Here is a 17976-nt window from a genome sequence, read left to right as displayed (position 1 = left end):
CGAGACGCCGGTCCCTGTGAAGAGGGCGCCACCTGGACACGCAGGGCTGAACGAGAGGAAGCGGGGGCGATTATGACTGAGGATCAGCCTCAGATACCCGAGCAGCCGACACAGGGCCATGCAACAGCACCACAGGCCGTGCCGCCGCGACCGCAGGTTCCGCCCGTTGTCACGGCCGAGCAGTGGGGCCGCCGGGTTCCAGCAGACGCATCACCGCGAGCCGACGATGTCCGAATATCAGGCCGCCGTTCATGCCGGACTGATCGCTCCCGAGTGCCGGCCTCGTGATCCGTCGACGCAGCAGATGACCGACGAAGCCAAGCAGGTCGTCAACGGTGCCCGGGACCTCTTCAACACCAAGGTCGCGCCGGCCGTTGAGAACTCTGGAGCCAAGGAGTTCCTCAGCAGCCGCGTTGCCCCCGCCGCGCAGAGCGCCGCGCGCTCGATGCAGCAGAGCACCTCGCGTCCGGGACTGGCCAAGCTGAGGGGGCTGGCCACCAACATCCTTCCCGCCGCGGCGTTCCTGGCGATCATCTCGCTGTTCATGCCGGTCGCTTCAGTCATGGGCTTCTCGGTCAACTACTTCAGCGACGAGGCCGACGGCGAGGGCGGCTTCCTGCTCTTCATCATGCTCGCGGCCATCGCTGCCTCTGCCATGGCAGTCATCCGCAAGGCAAACCGGTCCCGCATCACCGCCGGAGTCGTGGCATCGGCGCCGGCATGATCGACAGCTTCGGCACCATGGGCTCCGTCAGCGGCACCCGCTACGCCTCCGTCGGAGCAGGCGTGGTGCTCCTGGCGCTGCTGTCGGTCGTGATGCTGGCTGCTGCCGTCCTCATCCGGCTGCCGTCGCGTCAGGCGTCTGCGATCCCGCAAATGCCACCGACCCAGCCTCCGCAGAGCTGACCCCGACCGATCATCCAGAACGAACGAAGGAAGAACACCATGAAGACCACCAGGACCGCGCATGCGACGCGGACCAGGATCGCCGTGTTCGCCGTGGCCCTGGCCGGGGGCGCGCTCATGCTCACCGCCTGCGGCGGGAGCAGCGATGCTGCTTCCTCGCAGAGCCCCAGCAGCAGCCAGGCTCCCAGCTTCGACGGTGCCTACATCTCCATCACCGACGGGGCGCGCGGCGGCATCGCAGCCGTCGAAGGCCACAAGATCACCTACATCAACGTCACCGCTGGCGACCAGCAGTGCCAGCTGACCACGAAGGCCCTCGACGACATCAAGCACGGCTCGATCGTCAAGGACGGCACGACCGACAAGGGGCAGTACCAGGTTCTCTCGACCGGCACGATCAACGACAGCCGGACCAGCGTGCTCTGGGACGACGTCAACGGCTCCGACCAGACAGGCACTGACCCGGGATCCGGCTCGATCTCGATGTCGAACAGCATGATCACGCTCGGGTACACCTTCACCTATTCGATCGACCAGGTACAGCTCGTCCCCGCCGCCAGCGACCAAGCGAAGGCATTGATGGCCAAGGACTGCAACCAGCAGAGCTGATTGCCGCACCACCCAGGCAGCACAGAACCCCGTGGACATCACGTCCACGGGGTTCTGTCCTTTCTCTGACACCTACTCCTGGAGCTGCTGCGCCCGGTACTCCTCAATCGTCTCCGGTGGCCGGCCGTACTTCGGCGCGTGCTGCTCGACGAAATCCAGCTCAGCCCATGCTGTCGACTGCCGGATCCTCGACCGGGCCACCAGGACGAACACCGTGGCACTGATGACGATGTTGAGCAGACACCACTCAGCCAGCACCGCCGTCAGCACCACCGGTAGACCATCCTCGATCGCCATGGTGACCAGAACGGCCAAGCCTGCGCTGTTGACCAAGAGGCTGGCCACGTACCCCTCGAACGTGCCGGATAGGCGCGCCAGAGTCCGCGGCTCGTCGCGCTGCCGCACAGCGCGCTTCATCTCGCCGACGAACACCACGGTGGCCACGGCCGCCGCAGTGCTCAATGCCAGGTCGCGGATCCCGGTGATCCACCATCGCGCCGAGCGACACCAGCCGCGCGGGAACTCGCCGCGAAGCCTCGATCCGAGCCTCATGCTCTTCCCCTTCTCTTCCTGCCCCGCAAAAGACGACGCACCCGGTGAGGACGACCATTGCGATCATCCTCACCGGGTGCTCAGCCCTCCATGCTCGCCCGATCAGTCCTGCGGCTTCTCGCGCCGGCGCCGGCGAAGACCACCGGCCGGCCGCTGCTGCGGCTCCGGAGTCTCCACGCTCTGAGGGGCCGGATCGGCAACCCGGCGCGGACGGGGACGAGGGCGCGGAACCGGAGTCTGCCGCGGCGAAGAAGCCGGTGCAGGAGCCGACGTCTGCGGAGCCTGAGCCCGCGGGGCGGGCGTCTGGCGCGGCGTCGGCGTCGACGCCTGGATCGAACCCGGCTGACTCGCTGCCTGCGTCCGAGCCGGAGTCCGCGCACCAGGCGCAGCCGGAGTCTGACCCGAAACCGGAACGGCCACGGGACGAGGAGCCGACGTTCCAGCTCCCAGCTGCCTCGGGGCAGCGGTGTCCTGAGCGGAGTGCGTCGGACGCGTGCTCGGCGCGGCCGGCTGCCCGGAAGCAGGAGCCGGGCCAGGCACAGCGTCGCCGCTGAAGCGCTGCGGTGCAGCCTGCTGACTCTGCGCACCCTGGGCACCCATGCCAAACTGCGCCGGGCCCGTCTGACCGGCGACGGCCTTACGGCCTCCGCTGGTCGGAACAGAACCAGCGCTGTCAGCGCTGCTCTGCCCCTGAGGACCACCGTGAGAACTCGACGGCTCCGTGGACGAGGCCAGAACCTCGCCGGGGATGACCTTGTTGCCGTCCGAGGTGTACCCGAGGTTCGACAGGCCGCCCTGGTTGCTCAGATTCTGTGCCGTCTGCTTGTCCGAGTGCGAGCTGCCCGCTCCACCGCTGGTCAGCTGCAGCGGACCGCCCTTGTCGTCGGAACCGTCGCCCTGGCCGGACGCGCCCAGAGCACCAGCCGGCCCGCTGCCGCCACCGGAGCCACCGCTGCCAGGACCACCGTCCAGTGCCGGGCTGTTCGGATCGCCCGGGCCACCCTCTCCGCCGCCCTCCAGAGCCAGCGCCTGCTTGCCAGCAGTCAGAGCCGTGGCGTTGCCGTTCGTGCCGCCGGCGTTCGTCGATGCCGTCTTGCCCGCGGGCTTGCCCGTGCTCGGAGACGCCGGACCGCTGGTCTTGCTGTTGAACCCGTTGGCGAGCTTGTTGCCCATGGCCATACCCGCGCCAGCCCCTACACCTGCAGCCAGAGCAGGCATCAGCCCGCCCTTGTCCGGCTTCGGCGCGGTGTTGGTCTCCAGGAACTTGTCCACGAGCTTGGTGACCACCTCGTCCATCGCCTGCAGCACCGTTTTGCGGACCCGCAGCAGAGCGAAGGTGACGCCCACGATCAGCAGCGACGAGATGAGCGTCAGGATCACCACGATGATCCCGCCGAACGCAGCGCTGCCCCACAGGCCGCCCGGGCTCATGAAGCTCGACACGGGTCCAGCCATGATGTCCGGGACCGAGATCAGGAACTCCGAGACGAACTGGTAGATGAACAGCGTGACGAGGACCTCGAGGATCAGCGCGATGGAGTAGACGATCACCTTGGCGATTGCCTGCATCGCGCCCAGCGTCGCGAACGGTACGGCCGCTACGAGGCCAAAAATCCGCTTGACCGAGCCGGCCAGCATGCCGATGGCGTACCAGAAGCCAAGCAGGACGATGGAGCCCAGGACCGTGGCTGCGTTGGACCAGTACATGAACTTCGCCGGCCCCGTGCCCACCTGGCTGACGGCCATGTGGTTCTCGCGGGTGAAGCCGGACGTGGCGTTGTTCGAGCTGTACATGTTCAGCGAGCTGGGGCTGAACCCCGTGTTGAGGTAGTTGTACGCCGCTAGAGGAGACAGGTTGCACGAGGAGGGCGTCTTGCCCACCGTGAAGCCGCAGTTGCTCTTCGTCCCGGTCGTCGTGAAGATTGTCGAGTCCTTGCCGGGACGAGAGGAGGTCAGGCCCGTGCCGTCCGTCGAGATCACCGGGTGATCGACCGGCTTCGGCCCCTCCTCCTCACCGAACTCCTCCACGTCGCCGTAGCTGTCCTTGTCGACGAACCAGCTCTTCTTGTCCTCCGAGCTCTCGTCCAGCTGCGTGATCGAGCTCTTGATCCCCGACTCGAAGTCGGAGGCTGCGATCTCGTTGCTGGCGATGTACTTGCCGATGACCCCGAAGGTCGAGAACACTGCCTTGAAGTCGTCCGACGCGCCGGTACCGGCGGAGACCGTGCCGTCCTTCCAGGCTGACTCGGCGTCGTTGGCCTTCGTGCCGATGCCGATGCCGTTGAACGTCGCTCCGTGGGACTGCTTGTTGATCGCCAGCGCGCTCGTGCGCACCGACATCATCGCGTCAGAGCTCGCCTGGTCGCCGTTCCAGGAGACAGTGGCCTGGTCCGGGATCCCGAGGCGGTCGTTGATCATCCACGCCTCGAAGTCGACGTACGTGCTCAGCACGACGCGCGTCGGACCGGCATGCTGGCCGAGAACCGAGTCGTCGAACTTGTCGAGCACGCTGGTGTACATCGAACCGATGAGCGGCAGGCCGACGCCGATGAAGACGACGCGCACGATGAGTTTCTTGATCGCCGAACCCCGGTCCATCTTCTTGAACATGACCAGGCCGATGAGCAGGAAGCCGATGAAGATCGGCACCAGCACTTGCCACGAGATATCGACAAGTAGGCCGTACCAGCCGCTGATCCAGTGCTGGAGGCCCGAGAGTGCGCCGCCTCCGGTGTCACCTCCCGTCATCCCGTCGGCGAAGGTCGGATTGACCGCCCTGACTGCCTGGTAGAACCACAGGAAGGGGTTGATGAGCTTCAGGAACTGGAGGACGACGTAGAACAGCGTGCCGACCGCCAGCGCCAGGGCGTAGAGGACCCAGATGACGGAGCCTCCGATCACGCTCACGATCTGGCCGCCGATGCCCGAGGACATCGTGTCCAGGCCGAGGTCGGCGTTCGCCGCCCCGAAGTGCGCGTAGTCGAGCATGCCCGAGTACTTCGCGTTGCCCTTGTCGTCTTTCGCGGCCAGGGTCTCGTACGTGACGGTCTGGGAGGACCCCGAGACCTCGGCGAAGAACCAGCCCACGATGTTGCCCAGGCTGAAGTCCGGGTCGGCGTAGCCGAGCATGGAGCCGCCCGAGGCCGGGCTGCCGACGACCGGCTTCCAGTTCTCGTGCATGCCCTTGTCGTTCGACGGCGAGTTCTTCTCGCTGAAGTACGAGCTCGCATTCGAAGCCAGCTGGTAGAGGCTGTAGTTGTCGCGCTCCTTCTCGTCGTCCGCGGACGCCGGCGAAGAGGTCGCCATCATGAGGACCGGCACGAACAGCGCGGCCAGGAGCATGAGGGCGATCCCGCGCGCGAGTCTGCCCTGGCGGGCTCTGCCACCGCCGTGGCCGGCCCGGGCATGCAGCCGCGCCACCGCCGCGATCGTCCCGTTCATGGTCTCTCCCCTGCTCCTCGCCTTCGTATCAGTGCTGACCTCGTTCATGCCTTGACCAGCTTCTTCGGCCTGGGCTTCCTCGCCGGCCGCCTTGGGCCGTCCTCGGGCTGCTGCAGGTTCTTCTTGCCGTCGCGGCGCTTGCCCCTGTCGCTCTGGCCCGCGTCAGCCTCGCCGTCGCCGCCCTCGCTGTGCTTCCGGATGCTGGTGAGGTTCGCGCCCGGTGCCGGCTTGTCGTGCATGATCGCGTCCATCCGCGCCGCCTCTTCGGCCCTGGCCGCCTCCAGGCGGACCTGCCTGCGCTGGGCCTCGCGGTAGGGGTTGGTCCCCAGTGCCAGGTCCAAGTGGAAGACCACGTTGGAGACGCCCCGGCGCAGGTACGTAAGATTCCCGCCCTTGGTCGTGATGAGCTGGGCGAGATCCGGCGGAATCCGCTGGTGCAGCTGCTTCTGGTATTCCGCCACCGTGCCGTCGCGCATCGGACCGAAGAGCGTGAAGTCCGCGGCGTCGAACTTGTTGAAGTCGCTGTCGGCCAGCATCGTGTCGACGTTGTTGTAGCTGTAGACCACCCGGCCACCGCGCTCGTGCATGTGATCGAACTGGTCCTTGATGTACTTCTTCACCCGGTCGTCGATGTGCTCGGTGCCGTGGACGATCACCGTGTCGCCGAGCCCCAGCTTGCCAACGGCGAAGCCGACGATGTTCACCAGCTGCGCCATCGCCACGCCCTTGCCACGGCGCATGAGCCGCGAGAAGTCGTAGACCACGCGCCGCGAATCCCGGACCCCGTCCACGGCCGAGGCCGTGTGGTTGTTGAACAGGTCGCCGTTGGTGCTCAGCATCGCGCTGGCGATGCCCCTGAGCACGTTGTAGGCGCGCAGCTGGTCCGGGTCGGTCTTGCTGGAGTTCAACAGTGCCTTGTGCGCGGTTGCCACGTAGGAGACGAACATCTGAAGACGCGGCACCTGGGTGTGCGGGATGTTCACCACGCGCAGGCGGTGACGCTGCTCCTTGGCGTTGTGCCGCCACATGCCCTGCTCGATGTAGAAGTCGGTCGCGGTGTCTTCGAGGGCGCTGCGGATGATCGAGCCGATCGCTCCGTCGCTGGTCTCGTAGAGCTGCTCGAACATCAGCTTGAGCTTCTCCATCTGGGCGGAGAAGACCGTCAGCTCGTCCTCCTCCTCACCGAACATCTCGAACATGTTCACGTCGCCCTGATTCAGGTCCACGCGCGAGGTGAGCCGCTCGAACCTCGGGCCGAGCTTGTCGAGGTTCGCCCCGTCAAGGACGAGGTGGACGACCTGGCCGTTGTTCAGCAGCGCCGCCTGAGAGATCTTCGAACACCACATGTTGGCCACCCGCTGGCGGTCGAGGTACTCGCTGAGCGTGGCGTCGGCGACGATCACGTGGTGGTCGTAGGCGTTGACGTCCATGAGCACGGCGCTGTTGTTGACGTCGCCGACCATGTAGCCGACGTACTCGCCGCCCTTGTCGTTGAGGCCATTGGTCACCAGCGAGTACGAGCCGGCCAGCTCGGTCGAGGTGAAGTGGAAGCCCTTGCCCTTCTTCTTCTCGTTGTTCTTCCACAGGCCCGAGAGCTCCTGGCGCTGCTCGCCGGCGTAGGGCGCAGCCTTCAGCGTGCCGAATCGGTCGATGTACAGACGCGTGACCCGGTCGATCGTGTCGTCCAGGGTCGCCAGATCGGGGGCTTTGAGGAAGAGCCGGTTGTGCACCGAGAGGTAGCTCGCACCGTCCTGGATCTCGCCGATCGTGATCCCGAGGTCGCCGGAGATCTTCGCGGCTTTGCGCTTGGAGGAGGTCGTGCCCGTCTCCTCCTGCTCGTTCGCATCCAGCCGGTCCAGCTTCTCCGACTGCTTGGTGTACGAGTCGATCCACTTCTCATCCATCCGCTTGACCTGCTCAAGCACGACGGCGGTGACCCGCTCGTCCAGGCCGTCCGGGATCCGGTCGATACCCCAGAAGGCGGCGAAGTCGTCGTGCGCGGCGTCGTCGTGGAAGTACGCCAGGATGCAGGCGACGGAGCCGTCGACCTCGAAGTAGTCGGAGCGGAAGAGGTACTTCTCCTTCGGCTTCAGCGCGAGCAGGTGAGGGTAGGCGTCGAACGTGCCCTGGAGGTGCTTCACCTCCCGGCGGCGCTGCCACCAGTTCTTCTTCGTTTCGGCGGCCTCATCGGCTGCGTCGTCCGCCGGCGCAGCGTCCCGCACGCCCTCAGCCTGAGCAGCACCGTCCGCGCGCGGATCATCGACCACAAGCTCCGCGGTCTCATTCGTCTCGTCGGGCTTCTTTCCCGGAATGCCGAGCTGTGCCCGGACTTTCGTCATCAGCGCCATGGTGTCCTTCGTTCGTTCCTCGTCGTGGTGGCCGGCCTGGCGCTGGTCAGTTCAGCGACGCCTTGAGATCGAGCAGTTCGTCGTCGATGCCCTGGTAGAAGACCCGGAGCATCGGCAGGGCCTCCTCGCGGTCGAGCATCGAGGCTTCCTTGATCATCAGAGTCGAGCCGCCGACCTCGGCCTGGAGGACCTGGTGCCCCTTGCGCAGTGCGTCGGCGTTCTTGCCCTTGAGCAGCAGGTACTGGTGGATCGAGGTGAACTTCCCGCCCACGTGCTGCGTGAGAATGTCGTATTGCTCGTTCTGCAGCTCGATCAGATCGGGATCGCGGACCTGCAGGGCCTGGTTGCGCCGTTCCAGGTTCGCCACCTGGTGGTAGATCCGCTGCGGCTCCTTCGTCGTGATGAAGCTGTGCTCGCAGGCCGTCTCGACCTTGCGCCAGAAGGAGTCGACCCGATCGAGGATCCCGACTCGGTCCTCATCGAAGAGCAGGTAGCTAGCCGAGCCGACGACCAGGTAGACCCGACCTTCGCCGCCGTCGGAAAAGTGGATCAGCCCGTCCTCGTCGATCCCGTCGATGCCGACGATCGAGTAGAAGTCCGTGGGGTTCGAGCTACGACGGGTGAAGACGTGGCGGGCCTTCCGGGGCAGATACGCCAGGAAGGCTGGCACGCGCATGATGCGCAGCTCCTTCGTCTTCATCAGCCCGCCGAAGTAGGCGATGGCCGCCAGTCCCCAGAGGACGAAGAACGTGATGGCGACTGGGCCCGAGCTCGCGACGAACGTCGACGTGCTGAACCACAGGAGGGCGAGGATGCCGCCGCCGAAGAAGAGTAGCTGCTTGATCGGGGAGGGCTTGGCCGCCCAACCTCCCTTGCTTAGAGTGACCTCGTGGTCGAGGAAGCTCCTGTTCAGCGAACTCGGCACCTTGTAGGACAGTTTCGCCATGGATCCCTCATCTCCCCCTGCAACCCCAAAGGTCATTGACTTGCCTATTGAAAAGCCCTCATGTATGAGGTGTGTAGATGACAGCCTATCTTAGATAGGTCATTCGAATCGAGAGCGAAAGGGGCTTGAATGGCGACGTTCGATGGCTCGGACTGGCGAGTTCGGGTTATCGGGTGTCGTCTGAACGGCTGACAGAGCAGCCATGCCACGGAAGCAGAGGCGCTCAGCCCATTACTACGGCCTCGAAGCGCGGGGCGTCGTCGTCCAGGTGAGCGCGGCCAGTGCATCGACTCAATCGTCCTGGGCGAGGGTCTTTTGGCGGGTCGGTGCCAAAGGGTGAGGCCGGCAGGGGCGCCTGTTGGGGGTGTCGCGCGTCCCTGGTGGCAGTGGTGGAGCGGTCCGCCCCGCCCGGCTATGACGGCCGCAGGTTCTTGCCCTGGGCGAAGCGGCTCACCCCGCCGAACTCCGAAGCCCCGGTCCGATCGAAGATGACCAAGGGGCGGCTGATCGCCTGGCGCGACTTCGATGCCCAGCACACCGTCGGCGCCCTCAGCTTCAGGTGGCCCCGACCTCCCTACCCGTTGCCTCCCTCGCCGTCCCTGGGGCGTTTGCGCGGTGGCGGGGTCGCGGCGATGAAGTCGGCGCTCAGCACGTCCGCGTAGGGGGCCAACTCCTCGTGGGAGGCCACCACGGCGCGCACGATCCGGTTGATCGTGTCGGAGCGGGCCAGGCGAGCGCCCCGGGCCCGGTTGGAAGACCCGGTCAGCAGCGCGCCCCGAGAGAGGTAGGTGCCGCGGGCTGGGCTGATGACACGGCCGGTGAGCGGGTCGGGCTCGTACGTCCCGGCGACGGTGCGCCCGACGTAGGCGTCCAGCGCGCGGGCGGCGTCCCGGTTGACGGTGAGGGTGGTCAGGGCGGTGTCCTCGGCGTTCTTGGGCCGCACCTTCCAGCTGGTTCGGAAGCCCTCGTTGACCCGGTCCTCCAGGTCGAGGGCGAGGATCGTGCCGGGGCGTAGCTTCTCGTGCCCGAAGTAGCTGTTGAGCAGTAGGTAGATCAGGGCCCGGTCGCGCAGGGCGTCGCGGCCGGTCAGACGGTCGGCGGCGTGCATCATCCACCTCGGGCCGTCTCCCCTCAAGCCGGTGCGCTTGGGGTCGGTCGGCACGGGGGCCCCGGCGAGGCGGGCCCGGGTGAGTTCGGTGTCGACCCCGTAGGTGACGCCCAGAGCGAGCAGGTGCTGGTAGAAGCTCGTGACGGCGGAGACCATCACGGCCCGGGTGGCAAGGGCGGTGCTCTCGTGCTCGTCAGAGATCCACACCCCGATGTTGGCCCGTGCGCAGGCGTAGGGGTCGAGTCTGTCTCTGAGGTCGCACCAGTTGAGCCAGGCGGTGGTGTAGGCGCGGTAGTGACGGCGGGCCTCGGCGGAGAAACCGCCGGAGGCCAGCTTGTACGGGGACCCCTCGGCGGTCCAGGCGGCGAGCTGCCGGTAGGCGTCGTGGGCATCGTCGCACGGGGCCAGGCGCTCGTGTCCACAGCAGGTCGAGTGGCGGTGCGGGACGTTCGTCACCCCAGAACCCTAGCGATCCTAAGTGTGGTAACGGACCTACCTGCATGGATTGAACGACTCCGGTCATCGTCCCCATCGCATCCTCATGCGGTCGCTGTCGCTGCCGTGAAAAGGCAGCAGCGGGCCCCGAGGTCCGGAGCCCGCTGTTACTCGTCAGTGCCCGTCCGGCATCAACCGAACGTCGGGACGATTCTCTTCTTGCCGCCCTCTGTCTTCCAGGAGATGCGGGCGTCGAAGGTCTTGCCCTTGGACGAGACGAAGCCCGTGCCCTGGATGGTCTTGCCCGCCGCCAGGTCCTTGCGCTGAGCGTCGGTGAAGGTCACTTGGCACCAGGACCGAGGCGGCTCGTCTTCGGAGCCGAGATCAGAGGTGATCTTCTTTGCCTTCGCGTCCCAGCTGACCCTGCAGCCGAAGGTCTTGCCCGTCCGCGCGCTGACGAAGTCGTCGATCTCCAGCGACTGGCCTGCCAGAAGCGCTGTGACCTCCGCCGGCGTGAACGTCCGACCAGACCACTTCGTCGGCCTGTCCGGCACCTCCAGCTGGAACCCGACGAACTTGCGGCCCTTGAAGTCGCCGACGCCGAGCGCACCGGTGGCCGTGAAGGGTTTGCCCTCCGTCGACCTCGCCTCGAACGAGATCGTCTCGCCCGCGAGCAGCTTCGCCACCTCGTCATCGCTGAACGTGTGGCCCGACCAGACCTTCTTGAAGGTGACCTTCTTCGGGCCGCCCGGAGCGACCTGCCACACACCCTCGGCGCGGGCGGCGTCGACCCGCTCCTTCAGGCCCAGCTCAGCGCGCATGGACGCGGCGTTCCTCGCCATCGTGGCGATGTCCTCGCGCACCCAGTCGGCGACGACAGCCAGACGCTCCTCGGCGGTCGCCCTCCCGGCGGCGATGTCGCGCATGTCGGCGTAGACCTTCTCGGTGAGCCCGAGATCGCCGATGCGCGTGCCGGGCAGGAGCCGCCAGCTCATCTCGCCGGCCTGCGCCAGCCTGAGCTTCCGGCCCTTCTCGGTCAGCAGTGGATACTTCGCCCTGTCGTTGGTGACTTCCGAGTACGTCGACGTGCGGGTCGCGCCCGTGCCCACGTCACGCTTCTCCAGCTGCTTCATGAGCCACTTCATCGTTGGGTGTTCGGGGCGCTTGTTCGCGCCCTCGAAGATGAACGGCTCAGCGTTCCGGCCCAGGCCCTTGCCGGACTCCTTCCCGTCGTCCTCGGCCGGGCCGTCGCCGGCGTCCGGATCGAACACGGCCCGCCAGCCAGGGGACTTGGGCACGTTGGCGATGCCGACGAAGTCCGGGTACTTCTCCACGTGGCCCTTCTGCTGCTCGTAGAGGTAGTCCTCGGCGAGCATGGCCAGATAGCTCTTCGCGAGCAGCTCGTAGATGAGCCGCCCGGCCTTGCCGTACTTGCGCTCGACCTCGTCCAGCGACGAGGGCACCTTCGGTCCCGGACGGTTCGCGCCGTGAGCGCCCTGGGGCTTCACATGCGTGGGACGGGGCCGGCGGTGCGTCAGAAGCCTGGCGTCGACGCCGACCACCGCGGCGATCTTGTCGACCAGCGGCACGAGGTCCTTGAACTGCTCAGGGGTGATCGTCTTGTCCTCGGTGCGCGGGTAGGAGACGACCTGGTCCTCGTACATCTTCTGGTAGGTCGAGAGCGTCAGGTTCGCCTTCACTCCCTTGCCGACGAGCATCGAAGACAGGGAGGCAAGGTCGAGCAGCTTCGGCGGTGCGGTCTTCTTGTCCGCCTTGCTGTCCAGGACGACGGCGGAAGGGCCGTACGACTGCGGCACCTGACCCTTCTGGTCGAACCGCGGCTCGTCCGGATTCGTGTACATGACGTCGTTCTCGTCGCGGAAGCGGTTCTGGAAGAACGGCTTCTTGACGTAGGTGTCGTAGTCCTTCTGCTGGTCGCCGACGAGCGAGACCATCGCCGACTTCAGCCGGCCCTGGCGCAGCACGAGGTCCTGGCCGGACTGGCGGCCCATCGCCGTGGCGATGCGAGTGAACTGCATCGAGAGGAAGTCCCACTGGGAGCGGTACATCGCCTTGCGGTAGTCGCCCTCGTCCTGCATGGACTTCACAGGCCGGCGCTGCTCGAAGGCCTTTTGGATCGAAGCCTTCGACTCATCGGTGAACTCCATGCGGCTGAACTGCTTGCCATGGAAGCCGAGTTCGTTGATTGCCTCCCAGAAGAGCAGGTCGCCCTCGCCGGACGGATCCAGGTCCGTGGCGATGACGATTTCGTCGCCGCGGCCGAGCGCGCTGCGCAGCGTCTTGATGACGTCCGCGACGTTCTTCTGCGGCTCGCGTTTCCACGTCAGATCATCGGGATCCCAGGGCAGATTGCTCAGATCCCACTTCTGGTAGGCGTCCGCGAGAGAGGGGTCCACCATCGCGTGCGGCTGGGCGAACTCATAGAGATGGCCCCGCAGGCTCGCCACCTCGTAGACCGTGCCCTTGTAGCTGCCCTTCGCACCGCCGAGGGCGCTGGCCATGTTCCTCGCTGCGCTCGGCTTCTCCGCCACCACGATCGCGACCACGCCAGACTCCTTATCGTCATCGACCCGTAAGCGAGTTCGATCCTACTTGAAAGGGGTGTCCGAATGGGAGTCGAATGGTCATTCAGGGAGACCCTTGGGTGGTGCTACGGGTGTGTAGAGAAATCCGGTACTGGCGCGCTCTTCGGGCAATCGCCGCTCGTCGGAAAAGGAGGAGACCCCCGAGAAGAGACTTCTCGGGGGTCTCCGTCTGCCGAGCGCTACTACCGAGTCGGCATCGCCACACCGAGCCGGACGTGGTTCATCCGCAGCACCTTGCCGAGCGTCTCGAGCCCCTCAGGGTGCTTCAGGCATTCCTCCAGCTCCTTCAGTTGGATGGGCCGCACTCCAGCTACCTCGGCGACCTGCTTGCGCGTCGCCTGTCCCCTGAGCTTGATCAGCAGATCCGGCAGGTCTGCTGCAAGGTCCTCGAACATTCGGAACTTCTCCCGCTCGCCCATGCGCGTGTGGCCGAGGTGAATCGCACGATAGCTCTCCTCGCACCAGTACCAGCTCGTCGACGCATCTTCCCGGAGCCTCGTGGGGATTTCCTGCTCGCTCCGGTAGCGGCGCTTGAAGGCCCATCTCCCTTCACGTCGCGTCCGGCATCCGCGCGGCGCGTCCTCGGGCTGCGAGGCCGGCGAGGCCATACCCGCCAGCAGAGTGCAGTACAGGCCGAGGTGCAGCGGGTCCTGGGCGCGGAGGGCCAGACCCTTGCCGCACGTCTTGCAGCGCTGCCGGACGGGGAAGGGCTTCACCTTGCCCGTCGCGGTCATCGAATCGGCCGTCTTTCCCGCTCGCGTTCAAGCTTCGACTGCTTCCTGGTCGCCTCCCGGGCCATGTCCCGGAGATAGATCGCCTCCTTGTGCGTGATCGGCGCGTCGTGGAGGTTGTGCGAGCCCCGTAGGAAGTTCTCCGTACGGTCGGCGATGGAGTACGCCAGCGCCTGCTCAACCACCGCGGTGGTCTGGCGCACCTCGCCCAACTCGTCGCACAGCTTGCGCAGCAACCCGTCCCGCTCGCGTTCAGCGCCCTCGATGTTCGCCAGGCGTGCCACCACGCTGCCCAGTAGCGGGTCGCGGGAGCGGAACAGCTCGACCGCGCGCTCGGTGGCAGGGTCGGCATCAAGGCGCAGGTCGAGCTGCGCCAGCAGGAACGCTGTCACCAGCGTGCCCTGGCTCAACCGCCGGCTGAACTCCCGAGCAGTGCTGTCGTTCACGCCCAGCTCGCGGACCGCGGCTGCTCGCAGCTGCTCCCGCAGCGCGTTCATGATGCTCTCGGGCAGCGCTTTGATGTGCGGCTGGCTCTGCACGCCGGTGAGCCGGAAGCCCGACTGGGGGAGCGTGGAGGTCTCGGCTCTGCTGCCCGAGCCCCCCTTCGAGGCCGGGCTCTGCACGGCATCCTGATGGTCGGTGAGCTGCAGCGATCCAGGCGATACATGCTCGGGTTCATCCGGTGCGGCGACGACGTCATGGGCAGCGACTTCTGCTGTGGTGGCGTCCTCGACGTCCGGTTGTGCCCCGGGGGGCGGAACGGCATCGACCGCAGGGCCCGCCGGTGCGCCGCCCGGGAGCACCCCGTCAGTTCCTCCCTGTCCACCGCTGTCACCACCACCACGCTGGTTGGATCCGCCGGCCCGCTCGGAGTCGCCGGCGTCGGGCTCGTGGTCCGGCTCCAGGTCCAGGCGATCCTCTTCGGCGTCCTCATCGAGATCGGCCTGCAGACCTTCAATCTCGGGTTGAGAGTCGACGACACCGGCCTCATCAAGCTGCGCCGCCGGCTCGGGCGTTGCCACCTCAGGCTCAGGCTGTGCCGCCTGGGCCTGGACGCGCTTGAGCTCCTCACACCCGCCGCGCCGGTAGGCGTCGAGGAAGGACGTGTCCACCTCCATCGCCTCGGCGGTGGGTGTGGCCGCTTCCAGCATCTCTGCGAAGTCTCGGCTCATCCGAGCTCACCGTCCTCGTCATCCAGGAGGTAGTTGTCGCCGCGGGTGAGCCCGATGAGGGAGCCGAAGCCTGTGGTGACGACACGTTCGAGGTTCGCCGAGTTCTTCGCCAGCGCCGCGACCTGGTCGACAAGCTCGTTGAGTCGCGCGATCTCCAGGGTCGGCAGATCGTAGTCGAGGTTCTCGCGCCGGATCTTCTCGACCAGCGCCTCGGCCACGTACTCGTTCACCGAGGAGAACCCGCGCTTGTCAGCCCAGTACTCCGCGCGCTGCTTGTCGTCCGGATTCAGCCGGACGAACATGCCCCGGCGGCCACTACCGCTGCTCTGCGTCACGCCCGGCGGCTTCTTCTTCGTGCCGCGCACGGGCTGCGTCGTCTTCTCCAACTCCTGTGTGACGGTCATGCGCGGCTTCTCCTTGCCTTATTTGACTGATCTATGAGGCCATCTTATCAACGCTACCCGATAAGCGATCTGCGCTCTTTGTGTTCCTCTCGAATACCAGTAGAGTCGCAGTCGCGCCCAGTCAGTCCCCCCTGGCGGCGCATCGCCGCAGCAGGTGGGCCTGCTCGATTCCTTTCCTCTCGGGTGGGGCCGCCTGCTGCGGACCACCCCCACTTTCGCGTGACGGCGAGAAGAGAAATGGCCCGGTGCGACACATCGCACCGAGCCCTTCGTCTGCCTGATGGGCTCCCGCTCAGGGGTCGGGCATGGGAGTTGGCGTCGCATTCGTCGTGCAGTCGACGAGCCCCTGGGTGAACCTCGGCGACTGCCAGATCGCCTTGTCCTTGTCGTTCGGCAGGTGTTCGACGATCGACCCGGTGCCGAGGGGCGCGCCGCCGGCGAAGAAGTGCAGCGCCTCTTGGCTGAAGCCCGCGTTGTACACCAAGGCCGACAGGCACTGGCCGGCTGCCGCGTAGGTCTTCTTCTGACCCTCGTCCCGGGCGTAGGAGGAGAACATCGAGACCAGGCCCTTGGTGAGCTCGATGGACGAGTTGACCGGCTGATGCGCGCGGACCGGGTAAGCCGGCTTCAGGTTCGGCTTGCCAACTGCAGGCTTCGCGGCTGCCTCAGGCGGCGCGTAGCTCTGAGTCTTGGGGCTGCTGCCGTTCGGAAGTACGGCCTTGTCGATGCACGCGTCGAAGTCCTCACGCAGCGACCGCGAGGCCAGGAGCGCAGCGTCGTCCTCGCTTACCTTGTTCAGTCCGTCGATGACTGCACCCATGTCGTCGCTGTCGGTCTTGGCGATGTAGGCCAGTGCCTCCTCCGGCATTCCCGCCTTCCGTGCTGCGCTGGCTAGGCAAGCCCCGCCGTCCTTGTTGGAACTCTCAGTGCCTTGGAGGACAAGCTTGTCCAGTGCCTCGCCGAGGGCCATATCGGTGACCTTGACGGTGCTCACGGTCGGACTCGGCGCAGACGGCGCCTGGATTGTGCTGCCGTCGCCACTGGAGCATCCGGCGAGTAGAACGCCCGCTGCCACAGCGAGTGCTGCGGCCGCGGGCGCAGCCTTCCTCGTCCTCCAGGTCTTCATCGCTTCTCACCTCGCCTCTCCTCGCCTGTTGCCGACCAGTCCGATTGGATCGACTGGTCTCCGAGGGTATCTTATGCGAATGCCTATTGAATGGCGGTCTGCGATGAGTCAGGATGTCACGAGATAGAGGACGCGGAGGGTGCGCCGAGCGGGGCTCGGGCGTGCAGGGTGCCTGCGGGGCTGTTTGGTGCTTGGGGATCAACGGAGTTGATCCGGAGGGCTCTGTGACACGTCGTGCGCGTGTCGGCTACGGGTGGCCCCTTCTCGGGCGGCTGTTCGTGGGCCTCTCGTCTCCTCCTACGAAGGACTGCTCGACATGACTCCTCTTGCTTCTGCTCGGGCCACCACCGACGTCGATCTGCTGACGCTCACGCTGCACGTGAGCGATGACCAGAAGACCTGGTGCCGATCGTCTTCGAGGGCGAGAACCCGGTCTACGTCGACAAGCGGGCCTCCGCCTGGCTCAAGGAACGGCCGTATCTCGCCGTCGAGATGGACGGCTCGACCTGCTGCGGCTAGTTCCCTCGGACCTTCAACGCGGTGTTCGCGTCCATCACCCGCGACCAGCAGCTCGTGCAGGTGTACACGCTCTGACGCGCGCCCGCTTCCAGAAGGAGAGCACCGGCCATGACTATGCATGCTGCGCACGTCCCCGCGCCCATGAAGCCCGGTCCGGTCGTCTACACCGACCGGCAGCTCCTACGCGTGCTCATCCGCCTGGCGCAGGGGGAGAGAACCCTCGGACGTCGCACCTTCGAGCAGCGCCGCAGGAGCACTGATCCATCGGCTCCGCTTTACGAGCGCCGCTTCGGCAGCTGGAACCGTGCGCTGGACCTCGCGGGTCTCACTGTGACCGAACAGCCCCAGCAGCTCCGGACTGCGACGACGAAGTGGACCCAGGAGCAGCTCATTGCCGCAATCCAGCAGTGCCTGAGGGAGACGGGATCCACGACGCTAGCGGCCTACGAGGCATGGCGCAGGGATTCGGCGGACCTGAAGGGTGATGTCCCGCCGGCCACCACCATCCGCTTCCGAATGGGCAGTTGGTCGCGGGCCACGGAGCTGGCTTGCGGCTGCAGCCCGCCACCACCCGCGTCGCCCTACTCGCCGCCACCCTCGCCGCCTAGACCGGCTTCATGGGCGCAGCAGACGACCCACACCGCTTGCAAGGAGCCTCCGATGTCCGAGCCTGTCGACTTCCATCGCGTGATCGTCCGCGCACCCAATTCCGTCACAGCCGCCGGCTGGCACATGGTGATCCCGCCCGCCGACGCCTTCGACCCTGCACTCGTCCGCGTGGTCCCGGTCGGCGAAGTCCGCCCCGGCGACATGGTGATCGGCACGATCCAGCCGCACTACGACCATCTGCTCCGGCCGCTGGACCGCGCTCAGTGGGTGTCGTACTTCTCGCACGCGGCCAAGCCGCAGACCGGCGGTACCCGCCCGTTCGACCTGCAGCACTGCAACCTGTGTGCCCACGAAAGCTACGTGCGTGGTATCGGCGCCGGCTCCGGTCACTGGACCGTTGACGGCTGTACCACCTACCGGCCAGGCAGCCTCCTCCTCGCCATCCGCGGCAACCGCGCCTGAGC

General features: G+C 66.4%; 14 protein-coding genes and 1 pseudogene. 5 read left to right on the top strand and 10 right to left on the bottom strand.

Translation table 11 applies throughout. From position 1 onward, the window contains the following. The first annotated feature begins 226 nt into the window (after positions 1 to 226). Genes QCN29_RS15180 through QCN29_RS15170 form a run of 3 tightly spaced genes read left to right on the top strand, consistent with a single transcriptional unit; the run spans position 227 to position 1515 of the window. Positions 227 to 724, top strand: coding sequence for a hypothetical protein (locus QCN29_RS15180; RefSeq protein WP_279928540.1), 498 nt, complete (start codon positions 227 to 229; stop codon positions 722 to 724). Continuing rightward, positions 721 to 906: a hypothetical protein gene (locus tag QCN29_RS15175; protein WP_279928537.1), complete on the top strand. Its 186-nt coding sequence runs from the start codon at positions 721 to 723 to the stop codon at positions 904 to 906. The genes QCN29_RS15180 and QCN29_RS15175 overlap by 4 nt, the downstream gene beginning before the upstream one ends. 39 nt (positions 907 to 945) lie before the next feature. After that, positions 946 to 1515, top strand: coding sequence for a hypothetical protein (locus QCN29_RS15170; RefSeq protein WP_279928536.1), 570 nt, complete (start codon positions 946 to 948; stop codon positions 1513 to 1515). Between the two features lie 72 nt (positions 1516 to 1587). Here the strand turns inward: QCN29_RS15170 and QCN29_RS15165 are convergent, their stop codons facing one another. From QCN29_RS15165 to QCN29_RS15120, 10 genes are all read right to left on the bottom strand, one after another. After that, complete coding sequence (locus QCN29_RS15165) at positions 1588 to 2067, bottom strand: hypothetical protein (protein WP_279928534.1); 480 nt, start codon at positions 2065 to 2067, stop codon at positions 1588 to 1590. A 102-nt stretch (positions 2068 to 2169) separates the two neighbouring features. Further along, entirely contained in the window at positions 2170 to 5508 is a 3339-nt protein-coding gene (locus QCN29_RS15160) for a hypothetical protein (RefSeq protein ID WP_279928532.1), read from the bottom strand. Positions 5509 to 5552: 44 nt separating this feature from the next. Then, the gene (locus QCN29_RS15155; RefSeq protein WP_279928531.1) at positions 5553 to 7847 is read right to left on the bottom strand and encodes a hypothetical protein; all 2295 of its coding nucleotides are present in this window, start codon (positions 7845 to 7847) and stop codon (positions 5553 to 5555) included. Positions 7848 to 7902: 55 nt separating this feature from the next. Beyond that, a complete protein-coding gene (locus tag QCN29_RS15150; RefSeq protein ID WP_279928529.1) occupies positions 7903 to 8802 on the bottom strand; it encodes a hypothetical protein in 900 nt (299 codons plus the stop codon). 574 nt (positions 8803 to 9376) lie between these two features. Next, on the bottom strand, positions 9377 to 10366 hold the full coding sequence (locus tag QCN29_RS15145; RefSeq protein ID WP_279928528.1) for a hypothetical protein: 990 nt from the start codon (positions 10364 to 10366) through the stop codon (positions 9377 to 9379). A gap of 170 nt (positions 10367 to 10536) precedes the next feature. Further along, positions 10537 to 12912: a DNA topoisomerase gene (locus QCN29_RS15140; protein WP_279928527.1), complete on the bottom strand. Its 2376-nt coding sequence runs from the start codon at positions 12910 to 12912 to the stop codon at positions 10537 to 10539. Positions 12913 to 13133: 221 nt separating this feature from the next. Then, positions 13134 to 13685, bottom strand: coding sequence for a hypothetical protein (locus QCN29_RS15135; RefSeq protein ID WP_279928526.1), 552 nt, complete (start codon positions 13683 to 13685; stop codon positions 13134 to 13136). Continuing rightward, positions 13682 to 14854 carry a hypothetical protein gene (locus QCN29_RS15130; protein WP_279928525.1) on the bottom strand — a complete coding sequence of 391 codons (1173 nt, stop codon included), beginning with the start codon at positions 14852 to 14854 and terminating at the stop codon, positions 13682 to 13684. Before QCN29_RS15130 ends, QCN29_RS15135 begins: the two co-directional genes overlap by 4 nt. Continuing rightward, the gene (locus QCN29_RS15125; protein WP_279928524.1) at positions 14851 to 15258 is read right to left on the bottom strand and encodes a hypothetical protein; all 408 of its coding nucleotides are present in this window, start codon (positions 15256 to 15258) and stop codon (positions 14851 to 14853) included. Before QCN29_RS15125 ends, QCN29_RS15130 begins: the two co-directional genes overlap by 4 nt. A gap of 292 nt (positions 15259 to 15550) precedes the next feature. Further along, entirely contained in the window at positions 15551 to 16252 is a 702-nt protein-coding gene (locus QCN29_RS15120) for a hypothetical protein (protein WP_279928522.1), read from the bottom strand. A 759-nt stretch (positions 16253 to 17011) separates the two neighbouring features. Between QCN29_RS15120 and QCN29_RS37105 the strand changes: the two are divergent. Next, positions 17012 to 17218, top strand: a pseudogene (locus tag QCN29_RS37105) (homing endonuclease associated repeat-containing protein); the annotation flags it as partial. A gap of 345 nt (positions 17219 to 17563) precedes the next feature. Beyond that, complete coding sequence (locus tag QCN29_RS15115) at positions 17564 to 17974, top strand: hypothetical protein (RefSeq protein WP_279928520.1); 411 nt, start codon at positions 17564 to 17566, stop codon at positions 17972 to 17974. Positions 17975 to 17976: the final 2 nt, after the last annotated feature.

Origin of the sequence: Streptomyces chengmaiensis (assembly GCF_029846775.1) — a bacterium.
GTDB classification, from domain to species: Bacteria; Actinomycetota; Actinomycetes; order Streptomycetales; family Streptomycetaceae; genus Streptomyces; species Streptomyces chengmaiensis.
The sequence above is the reverse complement of the archived record's forward strand: the minus strand, read 5'-3'. Positions and strand labels throughout refer to the sequence as shown.

Excerpts from the sequence above, each read along its gene's own strand:
- QCN29_RS15155 (WP_279928531.1), bottom strand. The coding sequence starts at position 7,847 with ATGACGAAAGTCCGGGCACAGCTCGGCATTCCGGGAAAGAAGCCCGAC.
- QCN29_RS15170 (WP_279928536.1), top strand. The coding sequence starts at position 946 with ATGAAGACCACCAGGACCGCGCATGCGACGCGGACCAGGATCGCCGTG.
- QCN29_RS15115 (WP_279928520.1), top strand. The coding sequence starts at position 17,564 with ATGTCCGAGCCTGTCGACTTCCATCGCGTGATCGTCCGCGCACCCAAT.
- QCN29_RS15165 (WP_279928534.1), bottom strand. The coding sequence starts at position 2,067 with ATGAGGCTCGGATCGAGGCTTCGCGGCGAGTTCCCGCGCGGCTGGTGT.
- QCN29_RS15175 (WP_279928537.1), top strand. The coding sequence starts at position 721 with ATGATCGACAGCTTCGGCACCATGGGCTCCGTCAGCGGCACCCGCTAC.
- QCN29_RS15125 (WP_279928524.1), bottom strand. The coding sequence starts at position 15,258 with ATGACCGTCACACAGGAGTTGGAGAAGACGACGCAGCCCGTGCGCGGC.
- QCN29_RS15150 (WP_279928529.1), bottom strand. The coding sequence starts at position 8,802 with ATGGCGAAACTGTCCTACAAGGTGCCGAGTTCGCTGAACAGGAGCTTC.
- QCN29_RS15180 (WP_279928540.1), top strand. The coding sequence starts at position 227 with ATGTCCGAATATCAGGCCGCCGTTCATGCCGGACTGATCGCTCCCGAG.
- QCN29_RS15135 (WP_279928526.1), bottom strand. The coding sequence starts at position 13,685 with ATGACCGCGACGGGCAAGGTGAAGCCCTTCCCCGTCCGGCAGCGCTGC.
- QCN29_RS15160 (WP_279928532.1), bottom strand. The coding sequence starts at position 5,508 with ATGAACGGGACGATCGCGGCGGTGGCGCGGCTGCATGCCCGGGCCGGC.
- QCN29_RS15130 (WP_279928525.1), bottom strand. The coding sequence starts at position 14,854 with ATGAGCCGAGACTTCGCAGAGATGCTGGAAGCGGCCACACCCACCGCC.